This window comes from Rhizobium sp. LEGMi-198b, assembly GCF_054114205.1.
Genome location: NZ_JBSYVH010000005.1, coordinates 122,582 through 143,798, shown reverse-complemented (window position 1 = coordinate 143,798; position 21,217 = coordinate 122,582). Strand labels below are relative to the sequence as shown.

Sequence of the window (21,217 nt, the reverse complement as noted above, 5' to 3'; positions counted from 1 at the left end):
TTGAAGTAGTTTTTCCGAGCTAAACTGTCGAACTCAAACACAATAAACACAAATCCCTCGAGATACTCAGCAATACCTCGACTAGACTGTGGTGTCGTCGGTGCCGCTTTTTCTGTTACTCTGAAAAAAAGTTCGTCCGTCTCGAAAAAAATTTGCCGGGCCAGCCACTGGGATTCGCAGCTCCTGAGATGAATTGCCGGCGCCGGTTTGAACGACCGCAAAAGAGCCTCGAGGAGGGCTCTGCGGGAATCCAAAATTGTGGGTGCTCAGTCCAAGAACGCGTGACCGCAGTCCAAAATTATACGGCGACGCTCACTGTCGCATTACTAAATAGCCGCTACACTACATGTGGCGGAGGAGTTGGAATGTCCGTTTGCGCGCAAAGTTAAAATGTCACTTCCGGATCCGCACGGCACGACGACCAGCCCCGATCTGACCGGCTGGTCCGGGTTGCAAGATCAGATCGGGGCGGGTGGTAAACACACCTCTTCGGCTTTAGCTTTGAGACTATCCAATCGACAGCTACTCCGTACCTTGCCGCCGCGACAGCGCTTTCTCCCGCCGCGCAATCACCGCCGGATTACTCATGAAGTCCTTCCGCCGGCCCGGTCCACGAGCCCGTTTGACGTAGCCATTTTTGTCGCTGTTGGTCTTCACCTTCGGCTTCAAATGCTGCTCTTGTCGTTCCTTGATATAGGCCAGCACATCGCCAAGCCTTTTGTTCTCGGTGATCGCCGCATGCGTCACCCGCTGGTCCTTGTCGAACACCGTGTAGGGCAGGGAATAGCCTTTCCAACGCACATCCAGCCGACCGTCGGCATAGGCATAGGTCTCGACATAGCGACCAGCCAACCCGCGCGTCACCTCGGTCTCCTGCAGCATGATCCGCTGGCGCTCGAACGAAAACGTCAGCTGCGCGCCGACATAGCGCTGCTCGCGCTTGCACAGGATCGCGGCCAGTCGATCTGCCGCCAGATTCAGCGGTCGATGCAGGTCGTCAGATCGCGCAGGGGCGATCGCAAACCGCGCATTGTAATCCTCCACGAAGTCCGGCAAAAACGCATTGCCGGCCTCCATCGTGTCGATCCCGGCCAGCCGCAGCTCCTTGACCAATCGGTCCTGCAGCGTCCGGTTCATCCGCTCGACCCGGCCCTTGGCCTGGCTCGAATTTGCACAAAGAATCTCGATGTTTAACTCGCACAGTGCCCGCCCGAACTGGGTCATGCCCTGGCCCCCTTTGGCGTCCTTTTTAGGGACGCGGAACACCGTATGCTTGTCGGAGTAAAACGCGATCGGCGCACCATGATCCTTCAGGTAAAGTTCGAGCGCCTCGAAATAGCTGAAGGTGCTCTCCGAACGCACAAAGCGCAGCTGCATCAATTTGCCGGTCGCATCGTCGACGAACACCAGCAGCGAGCAAGGCGGCCCGCGATCCTCGAACCAACGGTGCTCGGACCCATCGATCTGCACCAGTTCGCCATAGGCTTCGCGCCGCAGCCGCGGTTGATGAAACGTCCGCCGCTGCTTGCGCGACAGCCAAAGCCCGGCATCCGACATCCAGCTGCGCAATGTCTCGCGCGACACACGCAATCCATCGCGTTCGGCAAGCTTCTCGGCCGCCAGCGTCGGCCCGAAATCCGCATACCGTTCGCGAACCAGCGTCACCGCATAGTGTCGAACACCGTCGCTGATCCGATTGTTCGACGGCCGGCCGATTGCCTTGTGGCGGATCGACGCCGCGCCGTCCGTGCCGATCCTGCAGCCGACGCACCTGGCGCGTACTCAGGTCAAGCACATGTGCCGCCGACACCAACGTCATGCGGCCGGCGACTACCTTCGACAAAATCTCGATCCGCTGCAGGTCGCGCTCGCTCATCGCTATCAATCCCATCCGCAATCTCCCAGGTCATCAAAACCGGGGAGAGTGACATTCTAACTTTGCAGGATCAGGACACTTTAACTTTGCGGCTACACTACATGTCAAAGCTGGCTAGACGCGCGACATTGTCAGCCAGTTAGAAATGCGACACTGGCTCTGACAATCAGCCCCCGATCCGGCCGGCTGGGCCGGGTTGAAAGGGCGGAGCGGGGGCGGGTGATAACATTCCCCTTCGGCTTTAGCTTTCTCACTGGCAATTGTTCTTTTACCGCTCGATACTCGCTAGCACTTGCATGGCGCAGTTGGGGATCAAAGCCGCACGATGCTTCCGGAAATCAACCTGCAAGGTGACGTCGACATCGCCGCGCTGTCACCACTTCTTCGCGGCATGCTTCTTTCGGTTGCCTATGCTGACGGTGAGGGGGGCATAGGATTGACGGCAACCGGCGCCATGAACCGCAAGTTCGTGCATTGGGCCGCTGTTAACTTCCTCTGGCCCGACTTTACAGCCGAAGACCTCTACAGCATGCACAAGGTGCTCAATGAACGCGACATGCCGCCGCTCTGGGTCGTGCGCGACATGACCCATCATCTGAAGCTTCTTCGCCGGAAAAAGGATGTGCTGCTGCCAACCAGACGCGGCCGGGAGTTTCTGGTGAACCCGCAAGCCTTCTTCGATCTGGTCGCGACGGATTATCTCTATTCGTATGTCCACGCCACCGAGCGGGAAGAGGAGGTCCGAGCGCGTTTACGCTGGTGGCGCATGTTCCTCAATCTTCTCAATATCAAGGCCAGAGAAGGTTGCACGCCAATGGAGGTTGTGAAAATCCTCTATCCAGATCTGGCGCCTCTTTCGGAAACCGAAATGACCCTGGAAGCCTGGAAGCTGAAATCCGATCTAAAATACGGCGTCTTACGGCGCTTGTGCTGGCTCGGCTTGCTCTATGAAGCAAGAGAGGGCCTCACACTCTTCCAGGACGGATCCTTCCACAAGACACCGCTTTGGTCCGCATGCCTGCAGCTGGAATCGGATACGCAAAGCGACATCGGCGTGCACTGACGATCTTTATTCCGCCGCTGGTTGCCTCAATAACGCTTTCTCTCGCCGTGCGATCACCGCCGGATCGTTCATGTAATCTGTCCTCGGCTTGCGTCCCCGCTTCTGATAGCCGTTGGCTGTGCTACCGTCCCGAATGCCAAACATATGATCCTTCTGCCCAGTGCGTCGGGGACCACTCTTGCTGCGTTGCTGTTCTCGGCCGGCTTGCAACTCGGCGACGATCGACAGCATGTCTTCCAGCCGCTTGTTGTCGACGACCTCCGCACGATGCACCGAGCGCAACGTATCGAAGGTCCTGTAGGGCAGGGAAAAGCTCTCGTGCATGATCTCGAGCCGTCCGTCCGGGTAGTCGCAGACGATCACTTTCTGGCCAGCCAGTGGCCTGGAAATCTCGGTCGGATCGAGAATGAATAACACCTTGTCGTAGCGTAGCGTCAGAGATTGCGACAGCGTGCGGACTTCCTTCCGGCACATGGCACCATCGAGGTTCTCGTGGTTGGCCAGCGGTCGGTGCATGTCCTTTGGATTGCGTGGTTGCTTGCCAAAGCGAGTGTTGAAATCCGCAATGAACTCAGGCGCATAGGAATTGGCAGCTTCGATCGTATCAATGCCGCGAAGCCGTAATTCCTTCACAAGCCGATCCTGCAATGTCTGGTTGGCACGTTCCACCCGACCCTTGGCCTGAGGGGTGTTGGCGCAGATGATATCGATGTTGAGCTCATAAAGCGCCCGGCCGAACTGCGTCAGACCGCTTGTCCTGTCCTTCTTCGACGGATGCGTCGATCGAAAGACACCATGTTTGTCGCTGTAGAAAGCCAACGGCTTGCCCCACTGCTGCAGATAATCCTTTGTCGCATGCAGATAGTCGAACGTATTCTCCGATCCGGCGAAACGCAGGTGCAATAGCTTGCCGATGGCGTCATCGATATAGACGAGCAGCGCGCATTTGGGGCCGCGGTTCTCGAACCACCAGTGATGCGATCCGTCGATCTGCACCAGTTCGCCAAAGCAGTCGCGCCGACCACGTGGCTGGAAAACCCGTTTCTTGCGTTCACGACGCGAAATCCAGATACCAGCCTCGGTCATCCATTGCCGCAGCGTCTCCTTGGCGACCGAGATCTGGTGCAACTCGAGCAGCTTCTCGCGTGCCAGCGTCGGACCGAAATCCAGATAGCGCTCGCGGATCAGATCCAGCACCGCATTGCGAAACTCTTCGCTATGGCGCCGGTTGCTTGGTCGTGATCGCTTCTTTGAAACAAGGCCGGCCGGACCATCCCGGTCATAGGCCCGCAGCAGCCGATGGACCTGACTTCGACTGAGGTCGAGCCGTTCGGCAGCCTGGACAACGCTTAGGCGTTGGTCACGGATCTTCTGGATAAGTTCAAGACGATGCAACTCTTTCTGCGACATGGTGATCAAACAAGACATCACGACTCCGACCGTTCATGGTCTCGACCAGGCTGAAGATCGTCATCCTTGCTCCCAACGTTGGATTTGACCAGTGCGTCGAAAGGCGAGACTGTCGCATTACTAAATAGCTCTTACACTACAATGTGGCGTAACATACATTATGGAACTCATAGACAGTTTGTCGGCTGTTGCTCAGCTGTAAGACCGAACGAAAGACGGCGAGATTCGGAAGGAAGCGTGGCGAAAACACAAAATTGCCGGAATTACCCACCCGCGCTGCTCCAGCGAAACCAGGGTATCTGGAAGCACGCCTACAGGTTCGCTCCCTGCCACAACTATCCCGAATTGAATTAGGTCACGGCCCTCGGTGGCCTGTCTCGCGTCCCTCGGGGCCAGTTCCGGATATTCCAGCCGCTCCATCTTTGCACGCCATCGCCGCTCCCGTGGATGATAAATCCCCGGCTATGGATAGGCCTGATAAATCTGCATCGAGAGCATTGGCGACTGCGTGCAAAAGCGGTCTTTCCGCACCTTAGCTGCCCGCTCAAGAGCAACCGGCTGTCGATATCGGACCAGCTCAGTCTGCCTTTGGCGCCACTCCGCAACCTCGTGAATGAGCGCTAGGGGCCAATCGCGGGCGGCGCCGTACCCTAGCTATGCCTGACGTCAAGGTAGGATTGATCTGTGGACAAGTTCTCGGCTCCCAAATCACAGGCTTTCGACTACAAACCCTTTCGTTGCAGCGGAAAATTCCTGTAGCATCCACCCGTTGCAGGATTTGGGGGCTAAGGTGCCATTTTACATTCGCAAGTCAGTAAAGGCGGGACCATTCCGATTTAATTTCTCCAAGGGCGGTGTCGGTGTCTCGGTTGGCGTGAAAGGCTTGCGGGTCGGTACCGGACCCCGGGGCCACTACATCCACGCCGGACAAGGCGGCCTGTATTATCGAGCGTCACTCAGCAGTGCTGGCAAACGTCGACAGAGGACCACTCACGAGTCCCCTCCCGCTCGGGTCACTTTCGAACAATCCGCCGTTAAGATGGTCGAGATTGAGTCCGGAGACGTCTTGTCGATGCGCGACGAGAACTTCGGCGAGTTGCTCGACGAAATCAATGCGAAGGCCAACCAGTGGAGACTCGCCACCATTTTCGGATGGCTTTTTGCCGTTGTCGGCATTTTCCTACTGGCGAAAATACCAACGGTGGGTATTTGGGTGCTGCTTGCTGACCTGCCCGCCTGGGCGATCGGAGCATGGCTCGACTCCTATCGTCGGTCGACAGTTCTCTTCTATGATATCGATGGGCCAGTTGAGGCGGCCTACAAGGAGACAATCGCGGCATTCGACGGCTTACGTGCATGCGTAGGAAAATGGCATATCGAGGCTGGTGGTGCGATTAACGATCTGACGACCTGGAAAAGGAACGCAGGTGCCTCACACCTGGTCAAGCGCACTTCCACGAAGCTGGTCTACGCGTTGCCCAAGGTGATCAAAAGCAATATCACGCCGCCCTCGATGCACGTTGGCAAACAGATCATCTATTTCATGCCTGACGTTGCTTTAGTCGCCCACAATTCGCGTTTCGGGGCGGTGTCGTACTCCGATCTCCGCACTCGCTGGCAGGAGTCACGGTTCATCGAGGGTGGGCATGTACCCCGTGACGCGAAGGTCGTCGACCATACTTGGCAGCACCCGAACAAGAGTGGCGGGCCTGATCGGCGTTTTCGGAATAACCGAAAACTGCCCATCTGTCTCTACGATACCCTGCATCTGCAAAGCGACAGCGGCCTGAATGAAGTGCTGGAGTTTTCGCAAGTAGGAAAGCTAGCTGACTTTGTCGCGGGTTGCCAAGCTTTGGGGAAAGCAAAGACCGAGGCCTCGCAAACGCCGAAAACTATTCCATCGGACCAAACGCCCACATCGCCAGCAGTGACACCAAGCTCGCTTGTGCCGACCGAGCGGAAGCTAAAGAGCAATATGCCTGCAATAGGTTTCATCATTGGCGGCATTTTCGGACTTCCTATTGCTATCGCTGCATTCCAACACGCCGAACAATCGACTAAGCCTATGACAACGCGGTCCGCTATTGCCTTTGGTTCAGGACAAGTCGCATCGTCATCGTCCACACTTGCGACACCCGCCGCCTCTACTACCGATTCAGAGCAAGTCACGTCGTTGCCATCCAGCGGACCAGCGACACCAGCCTCGCCCGCATCGAGCTCTGCTTCCAGCCCTAGTCAGGTCGCCCCCCTCACCCAAGCCTCGAATGATGAGACGTCGGAAATGACAAATGCGGGGCCGTCCCAGACACCTGATCTCCCGCAAATTAATCAGGAGCCAACGCCTGATCCCGCTACCTTCGAGACCCTTGCGGCAGCAGCGACCGCACCCGATGCGTCTCCTGTCGCTACTGCATCCGAATCTCCCGTCACGCCTTATATAGCCCCACGGGAGCTGAAGTTCGCCTACCTCAGGCAGCCCTTCCAGTTGAGGGATGGGCCCGGCGCAAATTACATTCCGGTCGCCGCAGTCGGGAAGAATGCTTTGCTGGCCGTTCTTGAGACGGAAGGTGGATGGGTCCATGTCTCTGGTGGTGCGTCAGCGATGGGATGGGTGCCAAAGGAATTGCTTGCTCAACGTCCGGTCTCGCTTCAGGCGGCAGCACCCAAGATGCAAAATACGTTCACGCCTACCCCCCGGCTAGGTGGCCGGTAACTTATTGAGGGGTACACGGCCCCCAAGTCGCATCGGGTTTGCGGCACCAACCACTGTTGCCCAGTTGTGTCAGAAGCAGCGCTTGTGAATTGCAGGCGTCCTGTGAGTATGACAGCGAGCACGCAGAGCTGTCGGTTAGCCACCGACGAATAATCCGATCTGGTCCAGCTACCGATTTGTCATTGGTCGTAATCTTACCGTTCTCAGCCAGAATCTTATGGGTCGTGGGGTCCCATGTCATGACCGCATTCACCGCGCCCGAGGATGATTTTTTGCGTGCGGGGCTGTAGGTATACCAGTCGACCACGGCGAAGATGGTGCAGATGTCAAAACATGCTGCGTGCGCGGTGCCGGATCGAACGGCATAGATGCGCATGGGCCAGCGGATCGCGAACTGCTGCTTCTCCTGTAGGACATCTGCCTTTGAGCGCTGGGAGCCATAATAGAGAACCGAATCTCCGTAATTGCTTGCGAGGAACGACATTCCTTCGTTTGTGGACCAGGTTCGCTGCATGTCCTGAAAGAACTGAAGCGCAGCCTCGTTCAATGCTGCCGAGGGAACCTCCTCCGATGCGACCGTCTCTTCCGCCGTCGGTGCCACATAAGGCGTGGGCTGGCCGGTCACGAGACCGAAGCCAGCCATATCGATCAACGACAGCACCCGCCGATCCCCGTCAGCAAGACCGGTGACGAACGCAAGAAAGCTGGGGTCGAGACCCATCTCCGTGAAATAGGATTTGTATTTGTCGCTGCTGGTTTGCTGGCCAGGTGTTCCCGACGAAAGAAGCGTCCGATCCACGACCATAGAGGAATCTTCAGCAAAGCGCTGGGTCCCACCAACAAAGGCGAGTAAGCATGCAGCCTCGCATTTTGAACCTGAGACCTGCAGTGTCAAAAGCTTCAGTCGACGAATAGCTCGACCGTATCCGATAGCAGCATCTCCATCACCGCCAAGCGAATTGAACGCGACGAATTTTGGAATGCTGCTCTTGATTTCGGTTTCGAGCTTATCGGGACGATCGGTGGCTTCAAACGCTCCTTCAATCAGCAAGATGTCGTTGTTCGCTGCTTTTACATGGGCAAATCTGATCGCTGCGTGACTGGGGCTGGCGGTCAGCGCTAACAATGAAATGACGACCGAAATAAAGATAGACGAGCGCATCGCTCCCTCCCCGATCTCGTCGGGTCAGTTCGTTGAAATTCCAAAAGCCGTTAGGACCTGAGGCGTGATCGTTCCGGTCACCTTCAGACCATAGGCATCCTGCATTTTACTAAGCCCGCCCCTCGTTGCGGCATCGACCTGCCCTGTTATCGGGCCGCCGAAATAACCAAAGGCAATCAGAGCGGTCTGGACCTGTATGACGATACGGCGAAATTTTCCCGAGTTGCCTGGCAGCGTCTTCAACGGTGGCTCTGGGTTCACAGAGGAAGATTCCGGCGAAACCTGCGTTGAATAGGAGCCAGTTGAAGTCGTCGCCGGTATGTTCGGGATGGTCGGGGAACTTCTGATGACGGGCCCAGGGTTGGGCGAATAGCGTGGTGTTGGGTCAGGCGGCGTATATGTCGTGCCGTCGTTGTCGTCCCCACGCGGCAAGGTATAGCCGCCACCGTATGACGATGCGTGGCTCGCGTGACTGGCATGACTTGCGTGGCTAGAATGTGAGCTATGGCCCGCTAGGGTGTAGACCTGCTTAACCCGCAGCCGTTCGAACAAGGTGGTTGCTGGCTTCTTTTCGGTAAGGCCGGTGATCGGCGCTGCATCACTCTTCGATGGCATAAAACCGGCCGCGATCAACGACGGCACCAGGTAGATCTTGCGCTTCTTCATTGTGGTGAGAGTCCCCCAAACCCCTGATCAGCTTTATACCATTCAAAAAATCCACCACAAGTAGAGCACAGCGAGCATCCGCTGCACTCTGCCAAAAATTTGTTCTTCCAATCTGAAATCGTGCTTGGCGCCAGATGCCGGTACTGCGGAGGGACAGTGCAAAGAGGGAAATTATAAAGAAGAGTTTGGATACCGCGCCCCATCGCGAGGTTGATGGCTCTGCGCAGTTGGCCGAAATCCTGCGACGTATCCTTGAACGAATGCGCCCAGTTCATTTTGCCGTAGCCGATGTTCTCTAGCTGCATGATCGCCCAGACATCGATGAATGGCAGCCTGGTGGAGACATAGTTCGCAAGCTCAGGCAACGCGCCCCAGTTCTGCTGAAGGACAACTGTGCGAAGCTCGACGGCCGCCCCAATCCTCATCAGTGTCGCGAAGTTCAGCGACAGCGTTTCAAAGGCACCGGACTTTCCAACGATGCTGTCGTGAAGTTCGGCGCAAGGCGCATACAGTGGAATGCCCCACAACACGCGATCTCTTCCGATCTCATCAATCATCGTGCTGTCGCCTGGTTCGAAAAACTGGCCGTTGGTCAGAACATGGAATGAGATATCCGGCCGGGCTTTTGCGGCGGCCAGAAGAAATTGAAACAATCTTCGTTTGTGCAGCAGCGGTTCGCCGCCAGATATCGTGATCCGAGCGTTTTCCGGCGCTAAGGTGGCAGCGACTGTGAACTGGTCGAAGAGGTCGGCGTGATGTTTCTTTGGAGGCTGCGAGCACATGACGCAGAGCTGATCGCATTGCTCGGTGACTAGGAAGGTATTGTGTCTCGACCGTGATCGCACCAATCGATGCGCTGACTTTCGCCCAGGAACTAGAAGCAGCACGTCACCATTGAGATCAGTTTCGGCACCGCAGTGGACGCGAAGCGAGTAGCCTGCGAGATCGAAGGTTTGACTTTCCTGATCTTTGTCGATCAGGAGGGCATCATATTCACCATCCACCCCGTCCGTGCGTAAGCGAACGATGCTTGGATTGTCGATTGGAACGTCATCGATCTTGAGCCGCAGATCGATCATGTGTGTACCGGCGCCAGTGACGGATCGAATTCTGGAATTCCGGCCCACACGGCGAAGCTCTTTTGGACTTTCTCGTCGTCCGAATAGAGCAGCGCGAAGATCTTGTCGAAGATTGCGGTATGACGCCGACAGAAGGCTGTGTCCGCCTTCGGCAGATCGATGCGCCCGTAACGCGATAGATCGTCAACAACGTCCACACCACATGCGGCTTGGTATGGACAATGGATGCAGTCGGGATGGAATGAATTGGAAGACTCTTCGTTGAGTACGTCTAGCTTGGACTGATCGATGCCACCCCAAAGATTGCCAATGCTAAGATCGACCTGTCCGACCCTCGTGACCATCCTGGCTTCATCCGTCGGATAGAAGGTGCCGTCGTAGTCAATAACGATGTAGTCTCGCCCGAGAATATTCGGATTACGAAGGTCGACGTGCTGATTGTGGCCGCCACGCAGAACCCGGCGCAGACAGTGGGTGAAATAGAACTCCTCGACCGGCTGCGCAGCCGTCCAATTGTGCTCGATCAGAGCGTCGATAAAATCGGCATGATAAGTGTTCCATTCGTCTTCGAGACCGGTGGTCTGAAATCGTTTTCGAGCAAATCCCTGATGGTTCACGGGTCGAAGGAAAATGGAGCGAAATCCGAACCGACCAAACGTATCAATGATCTCGGGAGCGCTCGGCAAATTGTTGATGTCCAGCGTCGGGAGAGCCGAGACCTTTCCCTGGCCCAAGCGCTCGATGGCATAGCTGAGGTTCGATACAAATTGCTGTGTATCGTGGGCATTTACGGTTCGTTGTCGCTCGTGCGTCGAGAGTTCGCCGTCGAGTGACGTACTCACGAGGACGTCCGGGGCATCCAGAAAATCCCAAGCTTCTTCCGAGACCGATTGCAAATTGGTGCATACCGTAAAGGAAACTTCTTGGAACTTGCGGCGAGCGAAAGCGCGAACCTTCTCCAATAAGTCTAATCGGAGCAGTGGCTCGCCACCCTGGAACTCGATTTTGACGCTCGCGGAAGTCATGGCGTCGAGAAATCGGAGAACGCGCTCAAGCGTCTCATCCGTCCAATCAAAGCCTAAAGTACTCTCGTTCACCCGAGACACCTGACAGTAGGCACACGCCAAATTGCAACGGAGGGTCGGAACCAGAATGACGTAATTCAGCTCTTGAGGCCGATGCAATCGTTGGGCCCATCGGTAGGCAAATCCCATATAGGCCGGGTCGCCTATCTCATTGAACGCATGACCATTCGCTTCAAGAAAATCCCTATCCACGGCTATTAGCTTTCCGGTCGCATAGCGATTGAGAAAGCGGGCATCGGCTTTGAAGTAACCGCCCGCATCATCCGCAAAAAGATAGCCGGCCCCGAACGGTTTGAATTTAAGGGGAAATACGGTCATCGCCCGAGGACACCGTCGAGGAGAGCACGCCTAAGCGGAAGTGTCTCGGCATAGATTTTCTCCCGATACAGACAATGGTGAAATTCTCGAACCAACAGATCGACCGAAACTGCGCCGTCGTCCAACAGGCTGATCGTCTGAGATATTTCGATTTCTGTACCTGGATGCAACGCACTGAACCGAACAATAGCCACTGCGACATATGGACGGAATGTCTGATCGAGCTCGATCGCACTGCGGCGAGTCTTCTCAGGGGACGAGGTGCGAGTGTTTTGCGGTTTCACGTCAGTGCAGCGTCCCCATTCCGTATGATTGAGATTGTAGCAATGCTGAAATTTAAACACCAGAGGGTTGCACTAAACTTTCGCTTTCGAGCTCCTAGCATTTTATTCCAGTGAGTGCTTTCATGATTTGCCCTCTAGCCGAAGCAGGAATCGCTCGTGACTCCTTGTCTGGCACCGAATCGCAGAGGAGCGGTGCCATGCGGCGTGGTTTGATTACGAGCTTGCCGGTTACGGCTAACACTTTGCCGATGTGAATCCTTCTCGTTCGCAATATTCGAAATGCCGTTGCCGCCTCACAAAGAAAGGGCCGCCTCGAAGGGGGCGATATGGCGGCCCAAAGGTGACTGCGCGTGCAGCCACTTTGGCGAATGAAAGGAAAATTCGCTTAAGTCATAGTAGAATTTCAATTTTGATACTGCAACGCTCACTTTGAAATAATTGCATTATGACATTCTCTTCAGCAGATGAGTGCGGACCTCTCGCTTCGCGTTGGGCATCGTCCGGTGCCGAACTGTACCATGCGGGTTGGCAGCTGCGAAATGATGTACCCTGCCGACAGCTGACGTCGAGCCGCGGACAACCGGGACGTCGGCGTTACTGACGAACGGCGCCGATCCGCCTATTGCTGCAAACCTATCGGATGAAACATGAGCATCCAAGCGCAACAGCGAAAATTCCGAATGGCCATGCAAGCACCAGCGCGGCACTGATCCATTCGCGTTCGAAAGGCGGCTGGTGTTCGTTGTCGTTGGCTGCTCTCATCCTGTCTTTCCCCGTTAGGAGACCAGCATAACCAGCATTTTAGCTTTGTCGCATCAAAGATGTTTTCGCCGCGTAACGCGCGATCATGTTAAGGGCCATCACACGGTTATTGCGCGGCCTTGTTTCCGCTGGCACCTGCTTTCAGGACCTTATGCGTACTTGAATCCATCGCCTGCCTAGTTTTTTCGCGTCCTTCGCCATTCCTTTTGCAGTGTTTGTCCTTTTGCAGTGTTTGCGCAAGACGACAGGGTGAGAAGCACCGAGATTGCGGTGGCGAGCGAGATTTTGAGCATCGGAAATCCCCTGATTACATTCGCCCAATAACGGCGGCGCGATAATTTAGTTCCCCGACGCATGACCAACCGAAAAGTCTAAACTTACCCAGCGTGCATGGTTCGATTGGTTTTATGCTACACTGGCGGCGGACCGATCGAAGGTCATCTTGATTTTTTGCTAAGTTATGGGGTTTGCACCAGTCAGTCTCGACCTCAAAACGTGGAAACCCGGTCTCTAGTCTGGCAGAATTACTACACGTGGACTTATCAATTGCATCGGAACTTCCGGTGACCTCGTCGAGTGCATCTCGATGAGCTCGATCTCCACCTTCAAGCCTGAAGCGAGAGCCTCACGCACAGCCGAATTGAAGCCGCGCATAGCCTCGGCGACGCGATCTGCGGCAAGTTCTTGCTCTTGGGTCATCATGCCTATAGTTCCCACCTTCGACGAACTTCCAGTTTTTCAAGTAGTGTGGCAAGCGCCAACCGTTACGATCGATGAAGCTTTGGGGAAGCATCGCTGAGCTGACTTGGGAAATGGCTTTTAGTGGATCCCTCGCCGTGCCAGGCAGGCACGCTCATGGAAACCGTTCGTTGGAAGCCTCCTCTGGAATGATCTTCTCCCCCGACAAAGCAGGCCGAGAGGCAACTCAGCCCCACTCGCGCCTCACGAAGGTGTCGATCTCTTTCGTCCTGAACTTAATCATGTTCTCGTCCCACCGTTCTTTGGCCTCGATGTCCTGGCCGACAAGCGTAGTCGCCGTTAACCCCGACGTTAGATATTTCTCTGCCTTCACCGGCGGCGGCGCGTCTCTAAGCGAGGAATTTAGCCCAGGAGTTAGCATCGTTAGGTTCCCGATATTGTGAACGAACGGCGCGCCACTGCTCTGCGGCAAGATATGCTCGATCGACTTCGCCGGTTCTTCGAGCCAAATTTTGTTCCACTGAGATTGATTGAAGTTTGTGCCGGCTGACGTCGCGAGGTACTCGTCATAACGAAAGAGAATATAGCGAACCTCTTCCGCCCAACCTTCATACGAATTTTCCCAATAGTCGGGCCTGTTCAGTACGTCCGCGATAGCATAGTCCTTTCCGAGAGCAATCAGCCGCTGCTCGATCTCCATCGCATCTAGGCCATTGGCAAAAATCGAATAACCACGTCGTACATATTCGCCGACCTTGTAGCGAGTATCCGCCTGAGCAAGCCCGAAAATTCTGAAAGTCACGCGCTCCCAAGCGGCTAACAGCCGTTCGCGGGACGCACCGTCAAATTGACGTATAAGTATCGCCGTCGCTACAAAGCGAGCGTGAGCAATCTTCGTCACTGCCCGGAGGCGAATGTTGTCGTCGAGTTCTTTAACTGCCTCGACAACGCGCTTCAATGCCTCGCCGCTCGCCATTATCGTCTTAAGCTTCGTGCCAGCAGTTTCTGTTAGCACAGCGGCCGCATCTTCTTGCGATATAACACGATTAGGTTGTGCCTTCAGAGCCCAGGTCCCTGCGAACCTGAGGGCCTCGTCGCCCAGGTTTCCCCTCTGGCCGAGCGTCCGATATATATCGCCCCATAACCGTTGCATTTCCCGAACTGATTCAGCCCGGGTACCGGTCCCCACGTGCTCAAACAACAGCGCCATGAGTTGGCTTTTGAGCTTATCAATCCATTTGACATCGAGACCACGACTATTCAGAACCTCGAAGACCCTGTAGACAGTCGCCTCATCCGCTATCTCATGATAGACAAACGACAACTTGTTGCGGATGATATCCACAAGCTCGATCAAGTCGCCCTCAGCTCCCCATCTTTCGACGAAAGCTTCACACTCCTTGGCAGCTTCCAGGATGTTAAGGTCGGCTGCCGTGCGAGACTCGCTGGTTTTGATCTCCCCTGATAAAATATAGTGAGTGAAAACGCTGCTGCTGTCATGATTGGTCTGCAAAAGCAACAGGGTGCGCTCATCGTCCTTGACCAGCAATTCAGCGATATCCCGGCGCGTTCGGCTTTCAAGTGCTAGGCCCTTTTCGATTGCCTTTAAAAGGATAACCAACGTGGTGAGGCGCTGCTGGCCGTCAACGATATCGACCGTTTTAAATTCGTCAGCATTGATCTTGCGTGTATCGCGGCCCAGCGCCACCACCGTGGCCATGAAATGTTCGCGTCCTGAACGCTTAATATCGAGCACATCGCCAAAGAGATCCGCCCGTTGACGGCTCCCCCACGCATACGCGCGTTGATACTCAGGAATACGGAATAGCCGACCAGAAAAAAGTGACACCGACTTCAAATGCATTGGACTGAGCTGCACGTCGAATCTCCCTTACGTTGTATTTTTCCGCAATTTAGAGGTTTGCCTAGTCGCCACCGCGAGTTTGCGCGATATAATTGGAAGTAGCGCTTCACTGTCGGAAATGCGCAGTTGTTATGTGACTCCGATTGCCTGTGACACCGATATCGAATGACGAGGTCGGGTCGCTCCGGCCAGGCGGCCAAGCCTTATGAACATGCCGCCTGGGGAGGACGCTCACTTCTGCGAAACATAAGGCACTGGCGGATAAGATTTGCGGACCGCTCCGGTCGGTCGCTCAATCAGAATGGTTGTCCGCGATGGACATCCGTCTGTGCTCAGCCTTAGGAGTTCCTGATCCAACTGCTTGTCAGCCGATGTGTAGCGATGATGAAGCCTGCGATAGTCGGTCCACGTGGGAGTTCGATAGGTCTCTATCCACCGCGATGTCTGCTCAACGTCGCGGGTGAGTGTCCAATGACGAGCACCAACGCGGCTTTGGGCGTGCCGCCGTTCACGCATGATCTCAAGGAACAAATCGATGTTCTGCTCGGGTATGGAGTATTCAGTGATAATCAGGATGGGGCCGCTTCTCGGCTTTAGATCGAGCGTGACCGTAGGCGCGCTGAAGTTTCCAAATGGTTCAAGCTCCGATTCAGAACGGTTGCTGATCGGCAACTTCAATCCGAGGGCCGCCACCAACAGTATGGCGCCCGTTGAGCAGCCAAATGCGACTGAGAGCGAGTGGTTCTGTGCAACCGCCCCCCAAAGCCAGCTGCCGGCTGCAATACCTCCATTCGTCAACGCGCTGTAAATGGAGATGGTCCGGCCCGTGATCCAGCGCGGACTGGCCAGTTGGACGTTTACACCAAGCCCCGACCAGGCCGTAACCCACCCAGCCCCGCCGAAGGCGAGCGCAATCGTTGCTAAGGCAAGGGACGAGGTCAAGGTGAGCAAAAACGAACACGCTGCCAATGCTATGCAGGCAAGCGTAATCAGCCTCTCTTGCGTCAGCATTTGCCTGAGCCAAGGGTTTGAGATCCCCCCAAGAAAGGCGCCTGCCCCGAAACCACCCATGAGAACGCCAAATCCGACTGCATCGGTATGCAACTGATCGCGGGCGACCAGTGGCAGTAGCGCCAAGATGGACGTGCTTGCCAAACCGAACAATGCGCCTCGGGTGATGGTGGCCTTGATTTCTGACGACATAGAGGTGAAGCGCAAGCCATCATGGATAGCCGTGAGCATCGCCTCACGCGGCAGGGAGGAGGAAACCGTTTTCCATTTATTTTGCCACAAGGTGATCAGCGGAACTGCAAAACCAAATGTCGCAATCGCAAAGGCAGAGAGCGGCCCCAGAGAGGCAACGACGATCCCTCCCAGTGCGGGACCGACACTGCGAACGGTATTGAACCCGACAGAAATAAGCGTGACCGCAGCCGGCAGCTGGCGCCGTTCGACGATATCGCCGACGGATGCCTGCCAGGCGGGATCGTGGAGAGCAATGCCGCAGCCAGCCAGAAAGCTGAAGCCGAGAAGGATCCAGGGATCAGTTACGCCAAAAGCAATGGAAAGCGTCAGCATGGCGGAGGCGGTCATCATAAGGCTTCGGCCAATGATCATCACCTTGCGTCGGCTAAAGTTGTCAGCGATCGCCCCGACGAAAATAGCCAGAAAGAATGCAGGTGACGTTGAAGAGGCCTGGACCAATGCGACCATCACATCCGAGGTCGAAATGGTCGCCATCAGCCAACTGATCGCAACCGCTTGCATCAACCAGCCGAGACTGGAGAACTGACTAGCGATCCAGATTGCGCGAAACGTAGAATTCGTCAGCGGTGCCGACAACGCTGATGAAGCATTATTATCTTTCGACGACATTCGCGATTTGTCTCGTGTTAGCCATCACGCCGACCAACAGTCGGCCAGTTGGTTGCGGTTCACCCCAGCGCTCAGGATGTGAGTCCGTTGCATCCGGGTTGCACATCAGCTGTAGTTTAGCCCCGCATCTATCCGTTGAACTGCTGAATTCAGCCCGCTTTTCAGCACAAAGGGCTTCGCCTCTGACGTCGATAATAGAGTCTGCGGTCCTTCGAAGCATTTCATCGAAATCTTTCTTTATGCGATTGCTTTGTATTGCCGTTGCTCACCCGGCAATGGTATGGGCCATATTACCGGTTCGGTTTTGTAAAAGGGCGGCGTATCAAAGCACCACCATGCAGGAAACCTGCATTAATCGATAGCTTGACGACGCTCCTTGGCGGGAAGCTTTTGGGCTAAGAGAGCGTCATTTAGGAGTGACATGCCACGATCCCCGATTGAACGGCGGCGCCAATCCGAAGTCGTTCAATTGGCGCCAGTACAACACTGCAGAAGACGGCGCACGAGGTGCTCGGCGAACTCGGCATCAAGGACGACCGCTGCTCGACATCGCGATCGAACTGGAGCGTATCGCGCTGACCGATGACTTTTCATCGAGAAGAAGCTTTATCCGAATGTCGACTTCTATTCCGGAATCACGCTGAAGGCTCTCGGCTTCCCCACGACCATGTTCAGAGTGCTGTTTGCGCTTGCCCGCACCGTCGGCTGGATCGCCCAGTGGAACGAGATAATCGAAGATCCGGAACAGCGTATCGCCCGCCCGCGCCAGCTCTATACCGGCGAACCGCAGCGCGAATACGTTCCGGTTTCCAAGCGCTGAACGACATCCGTGACGAAACGAAAGCCCGGCTGCCCAATGGTGGGCCGCGATCTAGCGCGTGCCGAATGCAAAAGCCGCCGAACAGGCCCAATGTGCCTGACGAATCTTGCTTCAATTGCCAAGGCGCCTAGCGCCGGCATGCCAAGACGTTGAAAGCGACCGTTCTGCTCGTTGAACTCAGCGACTTCGCGGACGTCAATCGTATCTATGCTGCCCCTCCAGACCCCCTACCCCTGCTGGCGGTGGAAGGCGTTGGCGAAAGGTGCAAAAGTGAAATCGAGGCATTGATCGCCCTCAGCCAAGCTGCGCGCCGCCTGCACCGCAACGATCATGAACAACCATTGCTCCGGCGTACCGTTCGGCATAGACGTACAGAAGAACAAGGCCAAAGACGTTGACGATCGGAAGAGGAAAAACGGGGATGACGCTCACTGCTGCATTAACGAGGCATCTGAAAAATCCGGAGCAATTCCTCCACCTAACCTCCGAGCCCAGCACGCACGCGGCTGCATCCATGAAGCGCTTTGCGGTCTTTAACCCGTCCACCGGCGATCTGCTGGCCGAAGTGCCGGACATGAGCGCTGAAGAGGTTTCCGTAGCCATTGACAAGGCGCATGCTGCCCAAGCGCGTTGGGCGGGGCTCGCCGCTCGGGAGCGTTCGGACATACTGTGGAACTGGCACCGGCTGATCCTCGAACATAACGACGATCTTGCCGTCATTTTGACGGCCGAAATGGGAAAGCCATTGGGAGAGGCGAAGTCGGAAGTCTTGCACGCGGCGGCATATCTTCAATGGTACGCCGAAGAGGCAAACCGGATTTACGGCGAGACCATTTCTGCCCCCTCCAATGACAGGCGCATGCTGGTGATCAAGCAACCAATCGGTGTTGTCGGCGCCATTACCCCTTGGAACTTCCCTGCCTCGATGGTAGCGCGCAAAATTTCGCCGGCGCTTGCCGCTGGCTGTACGATTGTCTTGAAGCCCGCTGAGCAAACGCCTCTTGTTGCCGGGGCCATGTTCGCCCTCGCGCGTGCAGCCGGTTTCCCGGAGGGCGTTCTCAATCTGGTCTATGCGTCAGAGGGTGACGCTATCGGTCGTGAATTGTGTTCCAATTCCAAGGTGCGAAAGATCAGTTTCACCGGCTCGACCGAGGTCGGCCGATTGCTGATGCGCCAGTGCTCCGACCAGATCAAGCGCATCAGCTTCGAACTCGGAGGAAATGCGCCTTTCATCGTCTTCGACGACGCCGATATCGACGCCGCCGTCGATGGCGCGATCCAAGCCAAATTTCGCAATGCTGGCCAGACTTGCGTGTCCGCCAATCGGCTGTACGTCCAAAAACGCGTCTATGACGAATTTGCTGAAAAGTTCACCGCGCACGCGCGCAGACTTCGCGTTGGCGACGGCTTTGAACCGTACACCGCGATAGGGCCTCTCATCGACAATCATGCTCTGACAAAGATCGAAGCGCATGTCGATGACGCTGTTAAAAAAGGGGCGATAGTGCGATGTGGTGGGCGCCGGATCGGCACCTCCGGAACATTTTTCGAGCCGACCGTGATTACAAATGTCGTCAGCTCAATGCGCATCGCCCAGGAAGAGACTTTCGGTCCTCTGGCGCCAATCATCCGTTTCGAAGACCCGGAGCAAGTCGTGCGAGAGGCCAATGATACGATCTACGGCCTCGCCGCCTATTTCTACGCTTCGAACCTCAAACGGGTCTGGCGTGTGGCCGAGGCGCTCGAATACGGGATGGTGGGCATCAACACCGGCCGCATGTCGTCGGAAGCTGCACCCTTCGGAGGGATAAAGCAGTCCGGCATTGGACGTGAAGGCTCCCGCCACGGCCTCGAGGACTATCTTGAAATGAAGTACCTTTGCCTGGGTGGCCTCTAACGCGGGTTACGACCTCCCGCGATTTGACGATGTTGAAACCGGCCTATCGTGGAAAAAAGAGGCTGCCATCGAAACTTGTTCGGCGGCAGCCAAGTCGCTCGGGAGGCGAATTCAAAGCCCAAGCGACTAATCCCACAAACGAAGCCCTTGTCCTACGTGTCGCCGATCAGATACCTATCGCTTCATAGGCATCGGCGATCTGTCGGATCGATGAGACATACGCGGCGGTTCGATAATCACCGAGTTCCGGTTGTTGCTCCATCAGGTCGGCGATGCGTCTCCAGGTGCTGCGCATGACGTCCTCCAGTCCGGACCGAACGAGGTCGATTTCCCCCCCGCCTTCTAGAAACTGCTCGAGCATGTCCGCCGGAAAATCCTTACCGGTCATACGTTCGAGTGCCGTGGCGATCGTCTGATTGCGCCGCTCGCGCCGGCGCCGTTCCATCAGGCCGAAGGGAATATGCGTCAGGTTCTTCACCCACTCGAAGTAGCTGACGACCACGCCGCCGGCATTGACGTAAAGATCGGGAAGGATGGTGATCCCACGGGCGCGGAGAACCTTGTCAGCCACGAAGGTCACCGGGCCGTTGGCAGCCTCGACGACGAGGTTTGCCTTGATGCAATCTGCATTCCCCGCATGGATGGCATTTTCCATCGCCGCTGGAATGAGAACGTCGCACGGCTGCTCGATGCCCGTCATATTGCCGGGAAACGATGTGGCACCTTCAAAGCCAAGGATGCTGCCCGTTTTGATCTGATGCTGCTTCAGCGCCTCGATCGCTAGGCCGCCGTCGGCGCTGGCGACATAACCATCACGTTCTGCAACGATGGTCACCCGGGCACCATCCTCTTCGGACAGGAATTTTGCGGCATGGTAACCGACGTTGCCAAACCCCTGAACGATGACCGCAGCGCCCTTCAGGTCACGCTTGCAGTTCAATCCGGAGGTTCGAGGATCGCGGAGATAGCTTTGGATGGCGAATTGGACGCCCCTACCCGTTGCTTCCGTCCGGCCGGCAATTCCGCCCTTCGACAGCGGCTTGCCGGTGACGCAAGCGCGCGCATTGATCACATCGGTCGGATTGGCGCGACGAAACTCATCCATCATCCAGGCCATTTCCCGCTCGCCCGTGCCGATGTCGGGCGCCGGCACGTTGACGCCGGGACCGATCAGTCCGCGTTTGTTGAGTTCCTGGGTGAAGCGGCGGGTGATGCGCTCGAGCTCCTGGGGCGTCCATTCGCGCGGGTCGATCTTCAGGGCGCCCTTCGAGCCGCCGAATGGAACATCGACCAGCGAGCATTTGAGCGTCATCAGCGCTGCCAGCGCTTCAACCTCCGCAGCATCGGCATTCGATGCGTAGCGTATGCCGCCCTTCACCGGTTCGCAGTGCTCGCTGTGGACCGATCGCCAGCCGATGAAACTGTACATGCGGCCGCGCAGGCGAACACCGAAACGAACAGTGTAGGTCGAGTTGCACTGCATGATCCGTTCCGACAGCCCTTCCGGCAAATCAAGGAACGTCATCGCATGGCGGAAGTTCTGGTCAACGCTATCCAGAAAGCCTGCGGAGCTCGTTTCTCCGAGGTGTACTTCGCGTTGAGGTATTGCATTCACTTGGGATTCCTCCTTGGTCGGCAGTTGGG

11 protein-coding genes and 2 pseudogenes are annotated in these 21,217 nt (G+C 56.1%); 4 read left to right on the top strand and 9 right to left on the bottom strand.

All coding sequences use genetic code 11. The annotated features are described in order from the left end of the window. Nucleotides 1–522: 522 nt before the first annotated feature. Nucleotides 523–1,891: pseudogene (locus ACXHXG_RS19910) on the bottom strand (ISNCY family transposase). Nucleotides 1,892–2,201: 310 nt separating this feature from the next. Here ACXHXG_RS19910 and ACXHXG_RS19905 point away from each other — a divergent pair. After that, nucleotides 2,202–2,939 carry a hypothetical protein gene (locus ACXHXG_RS19905; protein WP_457900395.1) on the top strand — a complete coding sequence of 246 codons (738 nt, stop codon included), beginning with the start codon at nt 2,202–2,204 and terminating at the stop codon, nt 2,937–2,939. Between the two features lie 6 nt (nt 2,940–2,945). Here the strand turns inward: ACXHXG_RS19905 and ACXHXG_RS19900 are convergent, their stop codons facing one another. Then, nucleotides 2,946–4,367 (bottom strand): ISNCY family transposase, encoded by a 1,422-nt coding sequence (locus ACXHXG_RS19900; protein WP_457900394.1) that lies wholly within the window; start codon nt 4,365–4,367, stop codon nt 2,946–2,948. 772 nt (nt 4,368–5,139) lie between these two features. Between ACXHXG_RS19900 and ACXHXG_RS19895 the strand changes: the two genes are divergently transcribed. Further along, nucleotides 5,140–7,062 (top strand): DUF4236 domain-containing protein, encoded by a 1,923-nt coding sequence (locus tag ACXHXG_RS19895; protein WP_457900393.1) that lies wholly within the window; start codon nt 5,140–5,142, stop codon nt 7,060–7,062. A gap of 1 nt (nt 7,063) precedes the next feature. On the opposite strand, the gene ACXHXG_RS19890 is transcribed toward ACXHXG_RS19895, so the two are convergent. The 6 genes from ACXHXG_RS19890 to ACXHXG_RS19865 all read right to left on the bottom strand — a co-directional run bounded on the left by ACXHXG_RS19890 (nt 7,064) and on the right by ACXHXG_RS19865 (nt 16,856). Beyond that, nucleotides 7,064–8,224: a COG3904 family protein gene (locus tag ACXHXG_RS19890; RefSeq protein ID WP_457900392.1), complete on the bottom strand. Its 1,161-nt coding sequence runs from the start codon at nt 8,222–8,224 to the stop codon at nt 7,064–7,066. A gap of 24 nt (nt 8,225–8,248) precedes the next feature. Next, nucleotides 8,249–8,890: a His-Xaa-Ser repeat protein HxsA gene (gene hxsA, locus ACXHXG_RS19885; protein ID WP_457900391.1), complete on the bottom strand. Its 642-nt coding sequence runs from the start codon at nt 8,888–8,890 to the stop codon at nt 8,249–8,251. Further along, nucleotides 8,887–9,969 (bottom strand): His-Xaa-Ser system radical SAM maturase HxsC, encoded by a 1,083-nt coding sequence (gene hxsC / locus ACXHXG_RS19880; RefSeq protein WP_457900390.1) that lies wholly within the window; start codon nt 9,967–9,969, stop codon nt 8,887–8,889. The genes hxsA and hxsC overlap by 4 nt, the downstream gene beginning before the upstream one ends. Next, nucleotides 9,966–11,372: a His-Xaa-Ser system radical SAM maturase HxsB gene (gene hxsB, locus ACXHXG_RS19875; RefSeq protein WP_457900389.1), complete on the bottom strand. Its 1,407-nt coding sequence runs from the start codon at nt 11,370–11,372 to the stop codon at nt 9,966–9,968. Before hxsB ends, hxsC begins: the two co-directional genes overlap by 4 nt. A gap of 1,971 nt (nt 11,373–13,343) precedes the next feature. After that, nucleotides 13,344–14,996, bottom strand: coding sequence for a DUF262 domain-containing protein (locus ACXHXG_RS19870; protein WP_457900388.1), 1,653 nt, complete (start codon nt 14,994–14,996; stop codon nt 13,344–13,346). 216 nt (nt 14,997–15,212) lie between these two features. Continuing rightward, nucleotides 15,213–16,856 (bottom strand): MFS transporter, encoded by a 1,644-nt coding sequence (locus tag ACXHXG_RS19865; RefSeq protein ID WP_457900387.1) that lies wholly within the window; start codon nt 16,854–16,856, stop codon nt 15,213–15,215. A 486-nt stretch (nt 16,857–17,342) separates the two neighbouring features. On the opposite strand from ACXHXG_RS19865, the pseudogene ACXHXG_RS19860 reads away from it, so the two are divergent. Together ACXHXG_RS19860 and ACXHXG_RS19855 are read left to right on the top strand one after the other, a co-directional pair. Next, nucleotides 17,343–17,676, top strand: a pseudogene (locus tag ACXHXG_RS19860) (citrate/2-methylcitrate synthase); the annotation flags it as partial. 421 nt (nt 17,677–18,097) lie between these two features. After that, nucleotides 18,098–19,573, top strand: a complete 1,476-nt coding sequence (locus tag ACXHXG_RS19855; protein ID WP_457900386.1) for an NAD-dependent succinate-semialdehyde dehydrogenase — start codon at nt 18,098–18,100, stop codon at nt 19,571–19,573. 166 nt (nt 19,574–19,739) lie between these two features. On the opposite strand, the gene ACXHXG_RS19850 is transcribed toward ACXHXG_RS19855, so the two are convergent. After that, nucleotides 19,740–21,188 (bottom strand): Glu/Leu/Phe/Val family dehydrogenase, encoded by a 1,449-nt coding sequence (locus ACXHXG_RS19850; RefSeq protein WP_457900385.1) that lies wholly within the window; start codon nt 21,186–21,188, stop codon nt 19,740–19,742. Between the last annotated feature and the right edge of the window lie 29 nt (nt 21,189–21,217).

Coding starts and splice junctions, on each gene's coding strand:
- ACXHXG_RS19865 (WP_457900387.1), bottom strand. CDS start 16,856: ATGTCGTCGAAAGATAATAATGCTTCATCAGCGTTGTCGGCACCGCTG.
- hxsB (WP_457900389.1), bottom strand. CDS start 11,372: ATGACCGTATTTCCCCTTAAATTCAAACCGTTCGGGGCCGGCTATCTT.
- ACXHXG_RS19900 (WP_457900394.1), bottom strand. CDS start 4,367: ATGTCTTGTTTGATCACCATGTCGCAGAAAGAGTTGCATCGTCTTGAA.
- hxsC (WP_457900390.1), bottom strand. CDS start 9,969: ATGATCGATCTGCGGCTCAAGATCGATGACGTTCCAATCGACAATCCA.
- ACXHXG_RS19905 (WP_457900395.1), top strand. CDS start 2,202: ATGCTTCCGGAAATCAACCTGCAAGGTGACGTCGACATCGCCGCGCTG.
- hxsA (WP_457900391.1), bottom strand. CDS start 8,890: ATGAAGAAGCGCAAGATCTACCTGGTGCCGTCGTTGATCGCGGCCGGT.
- ACXHXG_RS19855 (WP_457900386.1), top strand. CDS start 18,098: ATGACGCTCACTGCTGCATTAACGAGGCATCTGAAAAATCCGGAGCAA.
- ACXHXG_RS19890 (WP_457900392.1), bottom strand. CDS start 8,224: ATGCGCTCGTCTATCTTTATTTCGGTCGTCATTTCATTGTTAGCGCTG.